Here is a 14843-nt window from a genome sequence, read left to right as displayed (position 1 = left end):
CTTAGCTATTCATCTTTTATTTTGTATGCACGTGAAAAAGTTAATTCATGTATACAATCAAAAAATAGCTAAATACTAACAGTGAACGAATAAAGAAAGGTAGGAGTATTCCATGCAAAATTTAACAGAGCTTGAAGTAGAAAACTTACGTCATTTAATTGGTGGACACGCAACAATTATTAACAAGTTGGAGCAGTATGCAGAAACGTGTACAGATCCACAATTGAAACAAATGTTACAAAAGGATGCGCAAGATGCACGAAATACGAAACAGCAATTAATGACTTTCCTAGGATAGGAGGAAGCGGAACATGAATGAAAAAGATATGGTAAATGATTATTTAGCAGGATTAAATGCAAGTTTAACAAGCTATGCAAATTATATTGCTCAGTCTGATAATGAGCAGTTACATCAAACGTTAATTCAAATTCGTAATCAAGATGAGATGCGCCAACGTAATATGTATGAGTACGCAAAGCAAAAAAGTTATTACAAACCGGCAGCACCTGCCAATCCGATGATTGTGCAGCAATTGAAAAGTCAGTTAAGTGCAGAATAATAGGATGAAAAAACGAGCGAAAATGGATTCGCTCGTTTTCTTTTTGTATATGTCAATAAATACATAATAAATATTTTTCCAGCTGTAACAAATATGACGAAAATGGAATATAACAATTCACAAAAAGGACAAACACTTTGCTCAATATTTCACAAAGTATCCATGGTTTCTATCGTGAGAACCTTTATAATTAGGAGTGTAAAGAGCAAAAGAAATAGATTATATGATTAATTAGGAGAGATTGCTATGAAAAGACATACAAGAAAAATTGCAATTATCGGTACTGGATTAGTTGGATCAAGTTGTGCGTATTCTATTGTGAATCAAGGTATTTGCGAAGAGCTATTATTAATTGATATAAATCATGAACGTGCAGTTGGGGAAGCGATGGATTTATCACATTGCATTAACTTTACAAATACAAGAACAAAAGTATATGCAGGAAGCTATGAAGACTGCAAAGATATGGACATTGTTATTATTACAGCAGGGCCAGCACCAAAACCTGGACAAAGTCGCTTAGATACTTTAGGAGCGAGTGCGAAGATTATGGAAAGTGTTGTTGGCGGCGTAATGGAAAGTGGATTTGATGGTATTTTCTTACTTGCATCGAACCCAGTTGATATTATTACATATGAAGTGTGGAAATTATCTGGATTACCTAGAAATCGCGTAATCGGTACAGGTACATCATTAGATTCTTCTCGCTTAAGAACAATTTTATCTGAAATGTTACATGTAGACCCTCGTAGTATTCATGGGTATTCATTAGGAGAACATGGTGATTCTCAAATGGTTGCTTGGTCTCACGTAACTGTTGGTGGAAAGCCAATTCTGCAAATTTTAGAAGAACAAAAAGAACGATTTGGTAAAATAGATTTAGATGAAATTGTTGAGAAGACTGCAAAAGCTGGTTGGGAAATTTATAAACGTAAAGGAACTACTTATTACGGAATTGGAAATTCTCTAGCATATATTGCGAGTTCAATCTTTAATGATGATCACCGTGTCATTGCTGTATCAGCCATTTTAGATGGTGAGTACGGTGAATATGATATTTGTACAGGAGTACCAGCTATTATTACTAGAGATGGTATAAGAGAAGTTGTAGAACTCAATTTAACAGAGGATGAAGAATCTCGATTCGCAAAATCAAACGATATTTTACGTGATTATATGAAAACAATTGGTTACTAACTTATAGAAGAAGGTGAAACAAATGAAGGAATATATAATGTCTCGTGTATTTAAAGCATCTGCTGGAATCGCACAAGGTATTTTCGTATCCCTCGGAATTGGTTTACTGATCGAAAATATAGGAAGAATTGTTGATATACCATTACTTATTACAATCGGAGTTGTTGCAAAATCACTAATGGCACCGGCAATTGGTGCCGGAATTGCTTTTATGCTCGGTGCAAACGGTCTTGTAATCTTCTCGGCGATGGTAGCCGGAGCAATTGGTGCCGGATCCATTTCAATTACTGAAGCCGGTCTAATTATTAAAACAGGTGAGCCAATCGGTGCATTATTAACAGCAACTTTAGCTGTATATATTGGTAAACGTTTAAGCGGAAAAACTGCGTTAGATATGATGCTCGTTCCATTTGCAGCAATATTAGGTTCTGGTTTAGTTGGTATTTGGTTATCTCATAATATTACTCCTGTTTTAAATGCAGTTGGAGCGTTTATTAAAGATAGCTCAGCTGGTAGTCCGTTTATTGCTTCTATCGTCATTGCAGTAGTTTGGGGGCTATTACTTATCTCTCCAGCTTCATCAGCTGCGTTAGCAATTGCACTTAGCTTAGACGGTGTTGCAGGTGGTGCTGCTCTTGCCGGATGCGTCGCTCAGTTTATCGGATTCTCTGTCATCTCAGCGAAAGAAAATAATTTAGGTGGCATATTAGCTCAAGCACTTTGTACTCCGAAAGTACAGTTACCAAATATCACTAAAAATCCAATGATTCTCGTCCCAACTGTCGTTGCCAGTGCTATAGTCGGTCCAGTATCCGCATTAATTTTCCAACTGGAAGCAGGAAAGGAAATTGCAGGTCTTGGATTAAGTTCTCTTATCGCACCAATTAATTTAATTTCCAGCCAAGGATGGGAAGTTCTCCCGGCGATGGTAATTACTTATATCGTCATTCCAGTAGCTGTTTCTTATATACTTTACATTGCTCTTAAAAAAGCAGGTCGTATTCACTCTGGTGATATGACTGTACCGCAATCTTAAGTTGAAAATCTCCTTAATAATATATAAAAGCAGACTGAGAAGCCACAGTCTGCTTTTTTGTCATGCTACATTCTATGATTTTGTTTTACTGGAACTCTTATTGGTTCTTTGGCCAATAAGAGCTGAACGCCGAAGTAAAGTATACTTGCAAGCGTCATTCCAGAAATGGCATCTACAAAGGCATGCTGCTTCGTAAATAGCGTTGATAAAATAATAAGTGTACCGAAGAAAGTAAGGATGTAATATTCAAAAGCATGCTGTTCTCTACGCTTAAAGGCAGCTAACATAATTACAAATGTAGTAAGAACGTGAATGCTAGGGAAACAGTTTACTGGCTGGTCGATACTATAAATATAGCGAACTAGTTCAGAAAATACATCTGTTCCAACGACAGTCGGACGCGGTACAGTTGTTTGCCAAAAATAATAAATAGAAAAACAAGCAAGCTTTCCAAAAATAACACTACTTAAAGTGACATAATATTGCTTTCGGTCAGCAAAGCAGTAATAAATAAGTGCGCCGTATAAGTATGGAAACCAAAGTAAATAAGGAATAATAAATGCTTTTACAAATGGAATCCAATCATCTACTACAGTTGTAACGTCTACTGCGTGAACAGTCGATTTATTTAATACGTCGTAAAGGGGACTTACGAGCACGAGTAGAAGTATATAACTTAACGGAAGAAAAGATGAAAGTTTAAATTTCTTCATGTTGATCTCCTATGTTTAGTAATGTAAGTAAATTCAATTGATTATAATATAGAAACGTGAATTGGGCTATCGATTTTACTTACATTTTCTTGAATTAACCTTACGTTTTTGTCACTTGACTAAAAAGAAGGAGAGGGTGCTAAATGAAGCGTTTATCGTATTTCTTATTTTTTATATTGATATGCCTAGTAGGTGCTGGGTGTGCAAAGGATAAAGAAGGAGAGAAATTAGAATATAACGGAAGAGCACTCGTAATTGGAGTTGTTGGAGAAAAGCCGAAAGATACGTTTAGGAATGTAAAGTTTGAAGAAATGAAGTTAGAGGAACTAGAAAAGAAATCTAAGGAAGTGGATGGTTTTCTAATAATGAAAGATCACTTTCAAGAAGCCTCAACAGAGCAGTATAAAAATGTATTTTCATCGCTAAAGAAACCAGTGTTTTTTATCGGTTTACAAGATAAATCATATTCAATTTTTATTACAAAAGGAATAGAGTATAACAGTGCACGAAAAGATGTAAATGCTATGTATACGCAAGGCTTTGCAAATATCGGAAGTGGTGAAGGGCAACAATGGGCAATTGGTTTATCTAATGGTGGAAATACAGAAGAAAGTATTCATAATATGTATATCGTCGTATTTCAAACCATCGCAGATTATTTGAATAGATGATGAGGGAGCCTGTAAACGAGGCTTCTTATTTTTTTAATCAAACGTTTGTTTAAGCTGTATGTTCGGTAGGAAGAAACTGATGTAACTCAATGGTTAACAAAGAGAAATGGAGAATTAATCAAACGTTTGTTTAAGCTGTATGTTCGGTAGGAAGAAACTCCTGTAGTTCAAAGGTTAAGAAAGAAAAATGGAGAATTAATCAAACGCTTGTTTAAGATATATGTTTGGTGCAGAATCTAAAAAATTTATATATTTATTTTTTTCTTAACAAATGGCGGAAAAATAAGAAAAATTCGCAGGATTATTAAAAATTATCACGAAATAAGTAAAAGTTTAGCGAATAATGGTTTGAAATAATAAAACGTTTTCTATATGATAAAGGTAAAGGTTAGTAAAAAAGTAGGTGAATTTATGACAGTAACATTTTATTCATATCCAAAGTGTGGCACATGTCAAAAGGCAAAGAAATGGTTTGAGGCAAACGATGTAGCATATGAGATGATTCATATTGTTGAAAATCCACCATCAAAAGAAGATTTACGTAATTTACATGAAAAAAGTGAATTACCATTAAAAAAATTCTTTAATACAAGTGGAATGCGTTACCGTGAACTTGGTCTAAAAGATAAGTTGAAAGATGCAAGCGAAGACGAAATGTATGAGCTTTTAGCATCTGATGGCATGTTGATTAAACGTCCAATTGTAACAGATGGAACGAATGTAACACTTGGTTTTAACGAAGAGCAGTTTGAAAGTGTGTGGAAAAAGTACCAATAAGGTATTTTTACATAATTAATACATTCACTGGAGGTACAGTCATGAGCATTCCAAATAATTTACGTTACTCTGAAGAACACGAATGGGTAAAAACTGAAGGTAATGAAGTTGTTATCGGTATCACTCACTTTGCACAAGGTGAGCTAGGCGATATCGTATTCGTTGAACTTCCTGAAGTAGGTGCAACAATCGAAGCTGACGAGCCATTCGGAAGCGTAGAATCTGTTAAAACAGTTTCTGAGTTATACGCACCTGTAAGCGGTAAAGTTGTAGCAGTAAACGAAGAATTAAGTGACCAACCAGAACTTGTTAACGAATCTCCATACGAGGGTGCATGGATGGTTAAAGTTGAACTTTCTGATGCAAGCCAAGTTGAGAAGTTATTAACTGCAGAAAAATATGCAGAAATGACAAACCAAGACTAATTATAGTCGACTAAAGGACAGCCTTTGTGCTGTCCTTTTTTATTTTGTGTGAAATAATGAAATTCAAGTTATATGTAAATAAATAAGCTATTATGAGAAAAACTGTTTTGTGGTAAGGTTTCATAAGTCTTCACAATCTAAACGAGCCGCTTGCGCTTTTCATTGTCCAGCTCCACCTCCTAGCCCTTCATGTCTAAGAACCTTCCGTACGAGAAGACAAAAAGCGTCTTCTGTACGAAAGAACCTTAGCCAACAGGGCTAAACAGTCGGTTCCGCTTTTCGTTGTCTAGCTCCAGCGGCTAGAACAGTCGGTCATTTCACTCCTTCACTTGAGGCAAAAGGCGCCTCTAGTTCAGGAGTTCCAATGCCCTCCTGTTCTAAACGAGCCGCTTCCGCTTTTCTTTTGCAAAAATAAACAGGAAACAACATGAAAATAACGAATATACTATATACTAAGTTCAAGGTTATATAGTATATGGTGATCGGGTGATGACATATGATTTATGTAGAAAAAGTCATTATTGTAGAAGGTACATCAGATAGAAGAAAGATTGAATCTATTATTCGTGAACCGGTGGAAATTGTTTGTACAAATGGTACAATTGGTTTGTCGAAAATGGATGAGCTCGTTGATCAGTTTTTTGATAAGGAAGTGTATGTGCTAGTGGATGCTGATGATGCTGGAGAAAAGTTAAGGAAACAATTTCGAAAAGAATTTCCGCAAGCCGAGCATATCTATATTGATCGCTCGTACCGAGAAGTGGCAACTGCGCCATCTACACACTTAGCAAATGTATTATGGGGAGCCGACATTGACGTTTATACAGAATATTTACGGTAAGGAATGATAGAAGTGATTGATTGGACAGGAGCCGAAGCTACAGCCCTAATAGAGAACGAAGAAAAAACAGTATTATATGTATATACTCCAATGTGTGGAACATGCCAATTAGCAAAAAAGATGTTAACAGTCGTTGAGATGACAATTGAAGGCCTCAAAATTGGGATGTTAGATTTAAATTATGCTCCGTATTTAGCGAAAGAGTATGGGATTGAAAGTGTACCTTGTTTACTTGTTTTTGAAAATGGGACACTGATGAAGAAGATATACGCATTTCATTCGGTTGAATATTTATATACGGAATTAAAGTAGGCGGCAAAATTTTTGCCGCCTCGACATATTTCTTGGGAAATATGTCGAGATGCAGGGTGGATACAGTATTTGTCGAGCGAAAATAACAGGATTGCTCTTTAGTGAGAGGGAATGGTATGTAATAGAAAGTGATATGAAGGATGTGATTTAGGGTGAGATTATATTCTTTGCTTCAATCATTTGTAAATTACGCTAATGGTCAATATCATTTAGAACCGCTTTTAAGACAAGAAGAAAAAACTGTTAATTTTCGCTTTGGAGATGAAAGTTGTTCGTTACAAATTTCAAGAGATTATATAGAGCTGGTACATGAGGAAAGAGGAACGGAACAAATCATTTGCTTAGATGAAAAGGATATAGAACAATTGGTGAATGGAAATGTACGATTGCAAATGTTAATGAACGATGGACGTGTACAATATTCAGGAACGTACCGAACGATGTTATTAGTGGAATCGATGTTTCATATATGTAAACCGATGTCAGTAGGTGCTTAAAATTCTGAAGTTTCATTTTTTGCGAAAATTTCTGTTGACATGGTGAGTGTATATTGATACAATTCAAGTCATAAAATATAGACAATTTCATAAATTTCAAATCAGACGAAAATTGAATCTGATTTCTCTTATCAAGAGAGGTGGAGGGACTGTGCCCTGTGAAGCCCGGCAACCGTCAACTTATGTTGAAATGGTGCCAATTCCTGCAAAGCGAATGCTTTGAGAGATGAGAGAGAGGGATAATGTTGTTATATACGCATATAAACCTTTCTGCTTCTCTAAAGCAGAAAGGTTTTTTTATTGTTTGAATGTGGAGGACATTCAAATAATAAAAGTAATGATAACAGTGGACTACACGCATTAAAAATAAAAAATTGCGGAGTCGATCCAAACAAAAAAGGGGTGAACATCATGATTCTATTAGAGAACGTAAAGAAAATATATAAGGCGAAAAGCGGTGATGTCACTGCTGTAGATAACGCCAATTTAAAAATAGAAAAAGGCGAAATATTTGGTGTTATTGGATATAGCGGCGCTGGAAAAAGTTCGTTAATCAGATTGTTTAATCAGTTAGAGAAACCGACTTCTGGCCAAATTACAATTGCGAATCGTGTTATATCAGCAATTACAGGAAGTGAACTTCGTAAGGCAAGACAAGAAATCGGAATGATTTTTCAACACTTCAACTTACTTTGGTCACGAACTGTACGTGAAAATATTGAGTTTCCACTTGAAATTGCAGGTGTTGATAAAGCGAAGAGAAGAAAACGTGTTGATGAATTAATTCATCTTGTTGGATTAGAAGGAAGAGGAGACGCGTACCCATCTCAGCTGAGTGGAGGACAAAAGCAACGCGTCGGGATTGCAAGAGCATTAGCTAACAATCCACAAGTGCTTTTATGTGATGAAGCAACGTCAGCTCTTGATCCGGAAACGACAGATCAAATTTTAGATTTACTATTAGACATTAATAAGCGTCTTGGTTTAACAATTGTACTCATTACACATGAAATGCACGTGATTCGAAAGATTTGTAACCGAGTGGCGGTAATGGAGAGAGGAAAGATTGTAGAAACGGGTCCAGTACTTGATGTATTCCGTAATCCGAAGCAAGATATTACGAAACGATTTGTACAGCAGTTAACAGATTCTGAAGATACAAATGAAACAATTGAAAGTTTAATTGAAAAATATCCAGATGGAAAAGTAATTCGTTTGCAGTTTATCGGTGAGGCTGTAGAAAGACCAGTGCTTCAAAGATTAATGCAACGCAGTGATATAGAAGTTAGCATTTTGCAAGGAAATATTGCACAAACGAATAACGGTTCTTACGGTAGTTTAGTTGTTCATTTAAATGGTGAGGAAACAGCGATCCAGCAAGCAATAGAAGGAATTCATCAAGATCAAGTAGAGCTGGAGGTGATTGCACATGGATAAGTTACTCGCAAATGTTGATTGGAATCAAATGTTAGAAGCAACTGGTGAAACGTTATATATGACGGCAATCGCAGCTCTTGCGACATTTGTTTTAGGACTAATTTTAGGATTGTTACTCTTCATGACAGCAAAAGATAATTTATGGGAAAACAAATCAATTAATACGGTGATTGGAGCATTCGTAAATATATTCCGCTCTATACCGTTCATCATTTTAATTATTTTATTAATCCCATTTACAAAGATTCTTCTTGGAACAATTCTTGGAGCAAGTGCAGCTCTGCCGGCTTTAATTATTGGAGCCGCACCATTCTACGCGAGAATGGTTGAAATTGCACTTCGTGAAATTGATAAAGGTGTAATTGAAGCTTCAAAAGCAATGGGAGCAAAAACAAGCACAATTATTTTGAAAGTGTTAATTCCAGAATCATTACCAGCATTAGTATCTGGTATTACGGTTACGACAATTGCTTTAGTAGGCTATACAGCAATGGCGGGAGTTGTTGGTGCTGGTGGCCTTGGAACACTTGCTTACTTAGAAGGATTCCAGAGAGGGAATAACGATGTAACAATCGTTGCGACGATTTGTGTATTACTAGTTGTATTTTTAATCCAGTGGATTGGTGATAGTTTAACGACTCGAATAGATAAACGATAATAAAAACGGGAGGATATTTTAAATGAAAAAATTATTACTTACGGCACTTATTTCAACTTCAATTTTTGGGTTAGCTGCTTGTGGCGGGAAAGATAAAGATGAAAAGAAACTTGTTGTTGGTGCTTCTAACGTACCGCATGCTGAAATTTTAGAAAAAGCAAAACCGTTACTTGAGAAAAAAGGAATTGAATTAGAAGTGAAAAAATTCCAAGATTACGTGTTGCCAAATAAATCGTTAGCGGATAAGGAATTAGATGCAAACTATTTCCAGCACATTCCGTATTTAGAAAAAGAAATTAAAGATAAAAAATATGATTTTGAAATAGCAGGGAAAATTCATATTGAACCAATTGGTGTATATTCTCAAAAATATAAGAGTTTAAAAGAACTTCCAGACGGGGCGACAATTATTATGAGTAATTCCGTTACTGACCATGGACGTGGTTTAGCAATTTTACAAAAAGAAGGCATTTTAAAAATTAAAGACGGAGTAGATCCAGTTAGTGCAACTCCAAAAGATATTGCAGATAATCCGAAACACTTAAAATTCAAAACGGATATTGAGCCTGGTTTGTTGCCACAAGTGTATAACAATAAAGAAGGCGACGCTGTTTTAATTAACTCGAACTATGCAATTGATGCGAAATTAAACCCAGAAAAAGATGCAATTGCAATTGAAGGCGATGATTCTCCATACGCAAACGTACTAGTGGTTCGTAAAGGTGATAAAGATAAAAAAGCGATTAAAGAGCTTGTAGAAGTATTACATTCTAAAGAAATTGAAGACTTTATTACTAAAGAATATAAAGGTGCAGTTGTTCCTGTAAAAGAATAATTGCTGAAAAAGGGCTGGTGTATGCCGGTCCTTTTTTACTACATAACTATAGGGAGAAGGGGACGTCATATGAAAAAGATTCTATTGTCAGTTGTTACAGCATTATCTGTATTTACATTAGCTGCTTGCGGAGGGAAGGAAGAGAATAAGCTTGTTGTGGGAGCTTCTAACGTGCCGCACGCTGTTATTTTAGAAAAGGCACAGCCGATATTAGAGAAAAAAGGCATTAAGTTAGAGATTAAAAAGTTTCAGGATTATGTACTGCCAAATAAAGCGTTAGCGGATAAAGAAATTGATGCGAACTACTTCCAGCATATTCCGTACTTAGATAAAGAAATTCAAGAAAAGGGATATAAAATTGTAAACGCAGGAAAAATCCATTTAGAGCCGATGGGTATTTATTCTAAGAAGTATAAAAGCTTAAAAGACTTACCAGATGGCGGGACAGTGATTATGAGTAATAACGTAGCGGAGCGTGGCCGTATGCTAGCACTGTTACAAAAAGGCGGCGTTATTAAATTAAAAGACGGAGTAGATGTTGTTAAGGCAACAGTAAAAGATGTAGTCGAAAATCCGAAAAACTTAAAGTTTAAAACAGATGTAGAGCCTGGATTGTCACCAAAGCTGTATGAAAATAATGAAGGTGATGCTTTATTTATTAATTCAAACTATGCAATTGATGCAAAATTAAATCCAACAAAGGATGCAATTGCGATTGAAGGAGCAGACTCTCCGTATGCAAACATCATTGCAGTTCGTAAAGGTGATGAGAAGAAAAAAGAAATTAAAGAGCTAGTAGAAGTGCTACATTCAAAAGAAATTCAAGATTTTATTAATAAAGAATATAAAGGTGCTGTACTTCCGGTAAGTGAATAAATATAAGGAAAGGGCTGGAAAATTACCAGTCCTTTTTTCTTTATATAAATAAGAAGAAAGGTGTATCATAGAAAGATGTGAAGGAAATACTTATATACATTTGTGAAAAAACGGTTACTTTTTTTCGTCGTTTGCGATATCATTTTATTTGATATAAAATTAGAATGAGAATAAAATGAGAATATGAACGTTTTAGGAATTTTTAAAATGTATATATAGGATTAATGGAGGTATTGAGATGGCTGGTTCTACATTAACGGTTAAAGACTTACACGTATCAATTGATGGCAAAGAAATTTTAAAGGGTGTAAACCTTGAAGTAAAAGGTGGAGAAATCCACGCAATTATGGGACCTAACGGAACAGGTAAATCAACTTTATCTTCTGCAATTATGGGTCACCCAAAGTATGAAGTAACAGAAGGTAGCATCATCATCGACGGTGAAGATGTATTAGAAATGGAAGTAGACGAGCGCGCACAAGCAGGTCTATTCCTAGCAATGCAATATCCAAGTGAAATTAGCGGAGTAACAAACGCTGACTTCTTACGTTCTGCAATTAACGCACGTCGTGAAGAAGGCGATGAAATTTCTCTTATGAAATTTATCCGTACATTAGATAAAAACATGGAATTCCTAGAAATGGATCCAGAAATGGCACAACGTTACTTAAACGAAGGTTTCTCTGGTGGAGAGAAAAAACGTAATGAAATCCTTCAATTAATGATGATTGAGCCAAAAATCGCAATCTTAGATGAAATCGACTCAGGTCTTGATATCGATGCATTAAAAGTTGTATCTAAAGGTATTAACGAAATGCGCGGCGAAGAGTTCGGTTGCCTAATGATTACGCATTACCAACGTTTATTAAACTACATCACTCCAGACTTCGTTCACGTTATGATGAACGGTCGTATCGTTAAATCTGGTGGCCCTGAGCTTGCACAACGTCTAGAAGCTGAAGGTTACGACTGGATTAAAAAAGAATTAGGTATTGAAGACGAAACAACAGAGCAAGAAGCGTAAGAGAGGAGCATAAACATGACAATCGGTACATTACCTTTCGATCAAGAAACAATCCGTCAACGCGCAAGCGAAGTAAACGAAGCTGCTTGGTTGACTGAGTTCCGCTTACAAGCTCTTGCACAAGCAACTGAACTTCCAATGCCAACGCCTGATAAAACGAAAATTGACAAATGGGACTTTATCGGAAAAGGCGACGCTGCTAAGCAAGAGCCTGTAAGTTCTTTAACTGAACTTCCAGAAGCAGTGAAAAACTTAATCGATGAAAATAACAGCGTATTAGTACAACGCACTGGTACAACTGCATTCGTTTCTTTAGCAGACGAAGCAAAAGAAAAAGGTGTTATTTTTACAGACATCGTAACAGCAGCAACTGAGCATGCTGAACTAGTACAAAAGTACTTAATGAAAGACGGCGTGAAAGTAGACGAGCATCGTCTAACTGCACTTCATGCTGCATTAATCAACGGTGGTGCATTCGTATATGTTCCGAAAAACGTTGTTCTTGAAACTCCACTTCAAGCTGTATTCTTAGTAGACGGCGAAGAAGCTAACGTATATAACCACGTACTATTCGTAGCTGATGCGAACAGTACTGCAACTTATGTAGAAAACTATGTTGCAAATGAAAATGCTAAAGGTATTGCAAATATCGTAGCAGAAGTAATCGTGGAACAAGGCGCACAAGTGAAATTCGGTGCGGTTGATCTATTAGCAAAAGACGTAACAACTTACGTTAACCGCCGCGGCGTTGTAGGACGCGACGGCCGTATTGATTGGGCTCTAGGCCTTATGAATGACGGAAACACAATTTCAGAGAACGTTACGAACTTAATGGGCGACGGTTCATATGCTGATACGAAAACAGTAACAATTGGCCGTGGTAACCAAACACAAAACTTTACAACTAAAGTTGTTCACTTCGGTAAACATTCTGAAGGTTGGATTTTAAAACACGGTGTACAAAAAGATAGTGCAACATCTATCTTTAACGGAATTGGTAAGATTGAACACGGTGCATCTAAATCAAATGCACAACAATCTTCTCGCGTTCTTATGTTAGATGAAAAAGCTCGCGGTGATGCAAACCCAATTCTTTTAATCGACGAAGATGATGTAATGGCAGGTCACGCAGCTTCAGTAGGTCGCGTAGATCCAGTCCAACTATACTACTTGATGAGCCGTGGTATTCCAAAACGCGAAGCAGAACGTTTAGTCATCCATGGATTCTTAGCACCTGTAGTTAATGAGCTTCCAATTGAAGGAGTAAAGGCACAGCTTGTTGAGGTAATTGAAAGGAAAGTTCGCTAATGAATATTCATGAAATACGCAAACAGTTTCCAATTCTTGATCAAAAAGTGAACGGCAAACAACTTGTTTATTTCGATAGTGCAGCAACTTCTCAAAAACCAATTCAAGTCATTGAAACGTTAGAACGTTACTATAAAGAATATAATTCTAACGTGCATCGCGGTGTTCATACGCTCGGTACGAAAGCTACCGACGCGTATGAAGGTGCACGTGAGAAAGTTCGCAAGTTTATCAATGCGAAATCAATGGAAGAGATTATTTTCACGCGCGGAACGACAACTGCATTAAATACAGTAGCGGCTAGCTATGGTCTTGAAAATGTAAAAGAGGGCGATGAAATCGTTATTTCTTACATGGAGCACCATAGTAATATCATTCCGTGGCAACAAGTTGCGAAGAAAACTGGTGCAACTTTAAAATATCTTCCGCTTCAACCAGATGGGACAATTTCAATAGAAGATGCTCGTCAAACAATTACACCGAATACAAAAATCGTTTCTATCATGTATGTTTCTAACGTACTTGGAACGATTAACCCTGTAAAAGAAATCGGAGCAATTGCACACGAAAATGGCGCAATTATGGTCGTTGACGGTGCACAAAGTACACCTCACATGAAAGTAGATGTACAAGATTTAAACTGTGATTTCTACGCATTATCTGCTCATAAGATGTGTGGCCCTACAGGTATCGGCGTATTATATGGTAAAAAAGAATTGCTAAACAATATGGAGCCAATTGAATTTGGTGGTGAAATGATTGATTTCGTAGATTTACAAGAATCTACTTGGAAAGAGCTTCCGTGGAAGTTTGAAGCAGGTACACCGATTATCGGTAATGCAATCGGACTTGGTGCGGCAATTGATTTCCTAGAAGAAATCGGTCTTGATAATATTGAAAAGCATGAGCATGAATTAGCGCAATACGCTTTAGAAAGACTATCAGAAGTAGATGGCGTTATAATTTATGGTCCAAAGCATCGCGCTGGTCTTGTTACATTTAATATTGAAGACGTACATCCTCACGATGTAGCGACTGTATTAGATGTAGAAGGCATTGCAGTTCGCGCAGGACATCACTGTGCACAACCGCTTATGAAGTGGCTAAAAGCTTCTTCAACAGCACGTGCGAGCTTCTATTTATATAATACAAAAGAAGAAATTGATACATTTGTTGACTCGCTAATCAAGACAAAGGAGTATTTCACAAATGTCATTTAATAATTTAGATACGTTATATCGTCAAGTTATTATGGATCATTATAAAAATCCTCGTAACCATGGCGTATTAGAAGATAGTGTTACCGTTAACTTGAACAATCCAACTTGCGGCGATCGTATTCAACTTACGATGAAAGTAGAAGAAGGTATTGTGCAAGAGGCGAAGTTTGAAGGCGAAGGATGTTCAATCTCAATGTCTTCAGCTTCAATGATGACACAAGCAGTAAAAGGTAAGAAAATTGAAGAAGCACTTCAGCTTTCGAAAATTTTCTCTGACATGATGCTAGGAAAAGAGTACGATGACAGCATCGATTTAGGAGATATTGAAGCATTACAAGGCGTATGCAAGTTCCCTGCACGTATTAAATGTGCAACATTAGCGTGGAAAGCGTTAGAAAAGGGCTTAAACGAAGATAAGTAATGTTAAAGGTTCCTAAAAACGAGGTTATCTAAGGA

At 36.5% G+C, this 14843-nt stretch carries 19 protein-coding genes and 1 riboswitch; of the genes, 18 read left to right on the top strand and 1 reads right to left on the bottom strand.

Features of this window, described 5'->3' with window-relative positions:
- The first annotated feature begins 112 nt into the window (after positions 1 to 112).
- The 4 genes from N2V80_RS24960 to N2V80_RS24945 all read left to right on the top strand — a co-directional run bounded on the left by N2V80_RS24960 (position 113) and on the right by N2V80_RS24945 (position 2793).
- Entirely contained in the window at positions 113 to 298 is a 186-nt protein-coding gene (locus N2V80_RS24960; protein ID WP_001180551.1) for a hypothetical protein, read from the top strand.
- 13 nt (positions 299 to 311) lie between these two features.
- Complete coding sequence (locus N2V80_RS24955; RefSeq protein WP_001002987.1) at positions 312 to 560, top strand: spore coat protein; 249 nt, start codon at positions 312 to 314, stop codon at positions 558 to 560.
- A 246-nt stretch (positions 561 to 806) separates the two neighbouring features.
- Positions 807 to 1757, top strand: coding sequence for an L-lactate dehydrogenase (locus N2V80_RS24950; RefSeq protein ID WP_000820651.1), 951 nt, complete (start codon positions 807 to 809; stop codon positions 1755 to 1757).
- A gap of 22 nt (positions 1758 to 1779) precedes the next feature.
- Positions 1780 to 2793 (top strand): PTS transporter subunit IIC, encoded by a 1014-nt coding sequence (locus N2V80_RS24945; protein ID WP_000666172.1) that lies wholly within the window; start codon positions 1780 to 1782, stop codon positions 2791 to 2793.
- A 65-nt stretch (positions 2794 to 2858) separates the two neighbouring features.
- On the opposite strand, the gene N2V80_RS24940 is transcribed toward N2V80_RS24945, so the two are convergent.
- The gene (locus tag N2V80_RS24940; protein ID WP_000713771.1) at positions 2859 to 3506 is read right to left on the bottom strand and encodes a phosphatase PAP2 family protein; all 648 of its coding nucleotides are present in this window, start codon (positions 3504 to 3506) and stop codon (positions 2859 to 2861) included.
- Between the two features lie 143 nt (positions 3507 to 3649).
- On the opposite strand from N2V80_RS24940, the gene N2V80_RS24935 reads away from it, so the two are divergent.
- From N2V80_RS24935 to sufU, 14 genes are all read left to right on the top strand, one after another.
- Complete coding sequence (locus N2V80_RS24935) at positions 3650 to 4177, top strand: hypothetical protein (protein WP_000826877.1); 528 nt, start codon at positions 3650 to 3652, stop codon at positions 4175 to 4177.
- Between the two features lie 411 nt (positions 4178 to 4588).
- Positions 4589 to 4954, top strand: a complete 366-nt coding sequence (locus N2V80_RS24930) for an arsenate reductase family protein (protein WP_000218968.1) — start codon at positions 4589 to 4591, stop codon at positions 4952 to 4954.
- 41 nt (positions 4955 to 4995) lie between these two features.
- Positions 4996 to 5379: a glycine cleavage system protein GcvH gene (gcvH, locus tag N2V80_RS24925; RefSeq protein ID WP_000026896.1), complete on the top strand. Its 384-nt coding sequence runs from the start codon at positions 4996 to 4998 to the stop codon at positions 5377 to 5379.
- 496 nt (positions 5380 to 5875) lie between these two features.
- Positions 5876 to 6220 (top strand): toprim domain-containing protein, encoded by a 345-nt coding sequence (locus tag N2V80_RS24920; protein WP_000640870.1) that lies wholly within the window; start codon positions 5876 to 5878, stop codon positions 6218 to 6220.
- Positions 6221 to 6223: 3 nt separating this feature from the next.
- Positions 6224 to 6532, top strand: coding sequence for a thioredoxin family protein (locus N2V80_RS24915; protein WP_002062684.1), 309 nt, complete (start codon positions 6224 to 6226; stop codon positions 6530 to 6532).
- 152 nt (positions 6533 to 6684) lie between these two features.
- Positions 6685 to 7029 carry a hypothetical protein gene (locus N2V80_RS24910; protein ID WP_001242139.1) on the top strand — a complete coding sequence of 115 codons (345 nt, stop codon included), beginning with the start codon at positions 6685 to 6687 and terminating at the stop codon, positions 7027 to 7029.
- Between the two features lie 125 nt (positions 7030 to 7154).
- Positions 7155 to 7262: riboswitch (SAM riboswitch) on the top strand.
- A gap of 178 nt (positions 7263 to 7440) precedes the next feature.
- A complete protein-coding gene (locus tag N2V80_RS24905; RefSeq protein ID WP_000601780.1) occupies positions 7441 to 8466 on the top strand; it encodes a methionine ABC transporter ATP-binding protein in 1026 nt (341 codons plus the stop codon).
- Positions 8459 to 9124, top strand: coding sequence for a methionine ABC transporter permease (locus N2V80_RS24900; protein ID WP_000359401.1), 666 nt, complete (start codon positions 8459 to 8461; stop codon positions 9122 to 9124). Before N2V80_RS24905 ends, N2V80_RS24900 begins: the two co-directional genes overlap by 8 nt.
- Before the next feature lie 22 nt (positions 9125 to 9146).
- Positions 9147 to 9959 carry a methionine ABC transporter substrate-binding lipoprotein MetQ gene (gene metQ, locus N2V80_RS24895; RefSeq protein ID WP_000735096.1) on the top strand — a complete coding sequence of 271 codons (813 nt, stop codon included), beginning with the start codon at positions 9147 to 9149 and terminating at the stop codon, positions 9957 to 9959.
- Positions 9960 to 10028: 69 nt separating this feature from the next.
- Positions 10029 to 10835, top strand: a complete 807-nt coding sequence (gene metQ / locus N2V80_RS24890; protein WP_000722399.1) for a methionine ABC transporter substrate-binding lipoprotein MetQ — start codon at positions 10029 to 10031, stop codon at positions 10833 to 10835.
- Positions 10836 to 11073: 238 nt separating this feature from the next.
- A complete protein-coding gene (gene sufC / locus N2V80_RS24885) occupies positions 11074 to 11859 on the top strand; it encodes a Fe-S cluster assembly ATPase SufC (RefSeq protein ID WP_000929160.1) in 786 nt (261 codons plus the stop codon).
- 15 nt (positions 11860 to 11874) lie between these two features.
- The gene (gene sufD / locus N2V80_RS24880) at positions 11875 to 13167 is read left to right on the top strand and encodes a Fe-S cluster assembly protein SufD (RefSeq protein ID WP_000152167.1); all 1293 of its coding nucleotides are present in this window, start codon (positions 11875 to 11877) and stop codon (positions 13165 to 13167) included.
- Positions 13167 to 14387, top strand: a complete 1221-nt coding sequence (gene sufS / locus N2V80_RS24875; protein WP_021727830.1) for a cysteine desulfurase SufS — start codon at positions 13167 to 13169, stop codon at positions 14385 to 14387. The genes sufD and sufS overlap by 1 nt, the downstream gene beginning before the upstream one ends.
- Entirely contained in the window at positions 14377 to 14808 is a 432-nt protein-coding gene (sufU, locus tag N2V80_RS24870; RefSeq protein WP_000009523.1) for a Fe-S cluster assembly sulfur transfer protein SufU, read from the top strand. Before sufS ends, sufU begins: the two co-directional genes overlap by 11 nt.
- Positions 14809 to 14843: the final 35 nt, after the last annotated feature.

The organism is Bacillus sp. FSL W8-0640, assembly GCF_038007725.1.
GTDB classification, from domain to species: domain Bacteria; phylum Bacillota; class Bacilli; order Bacillales; family Bacillaceae_G; genus Bacillus_A; species Bacillus_A cereus.
The sequence above is the reverse complement of the archived record's forward strand: the minus strand, read 5'-3'. Positions and strand labels throughout refer to the sequence as shown.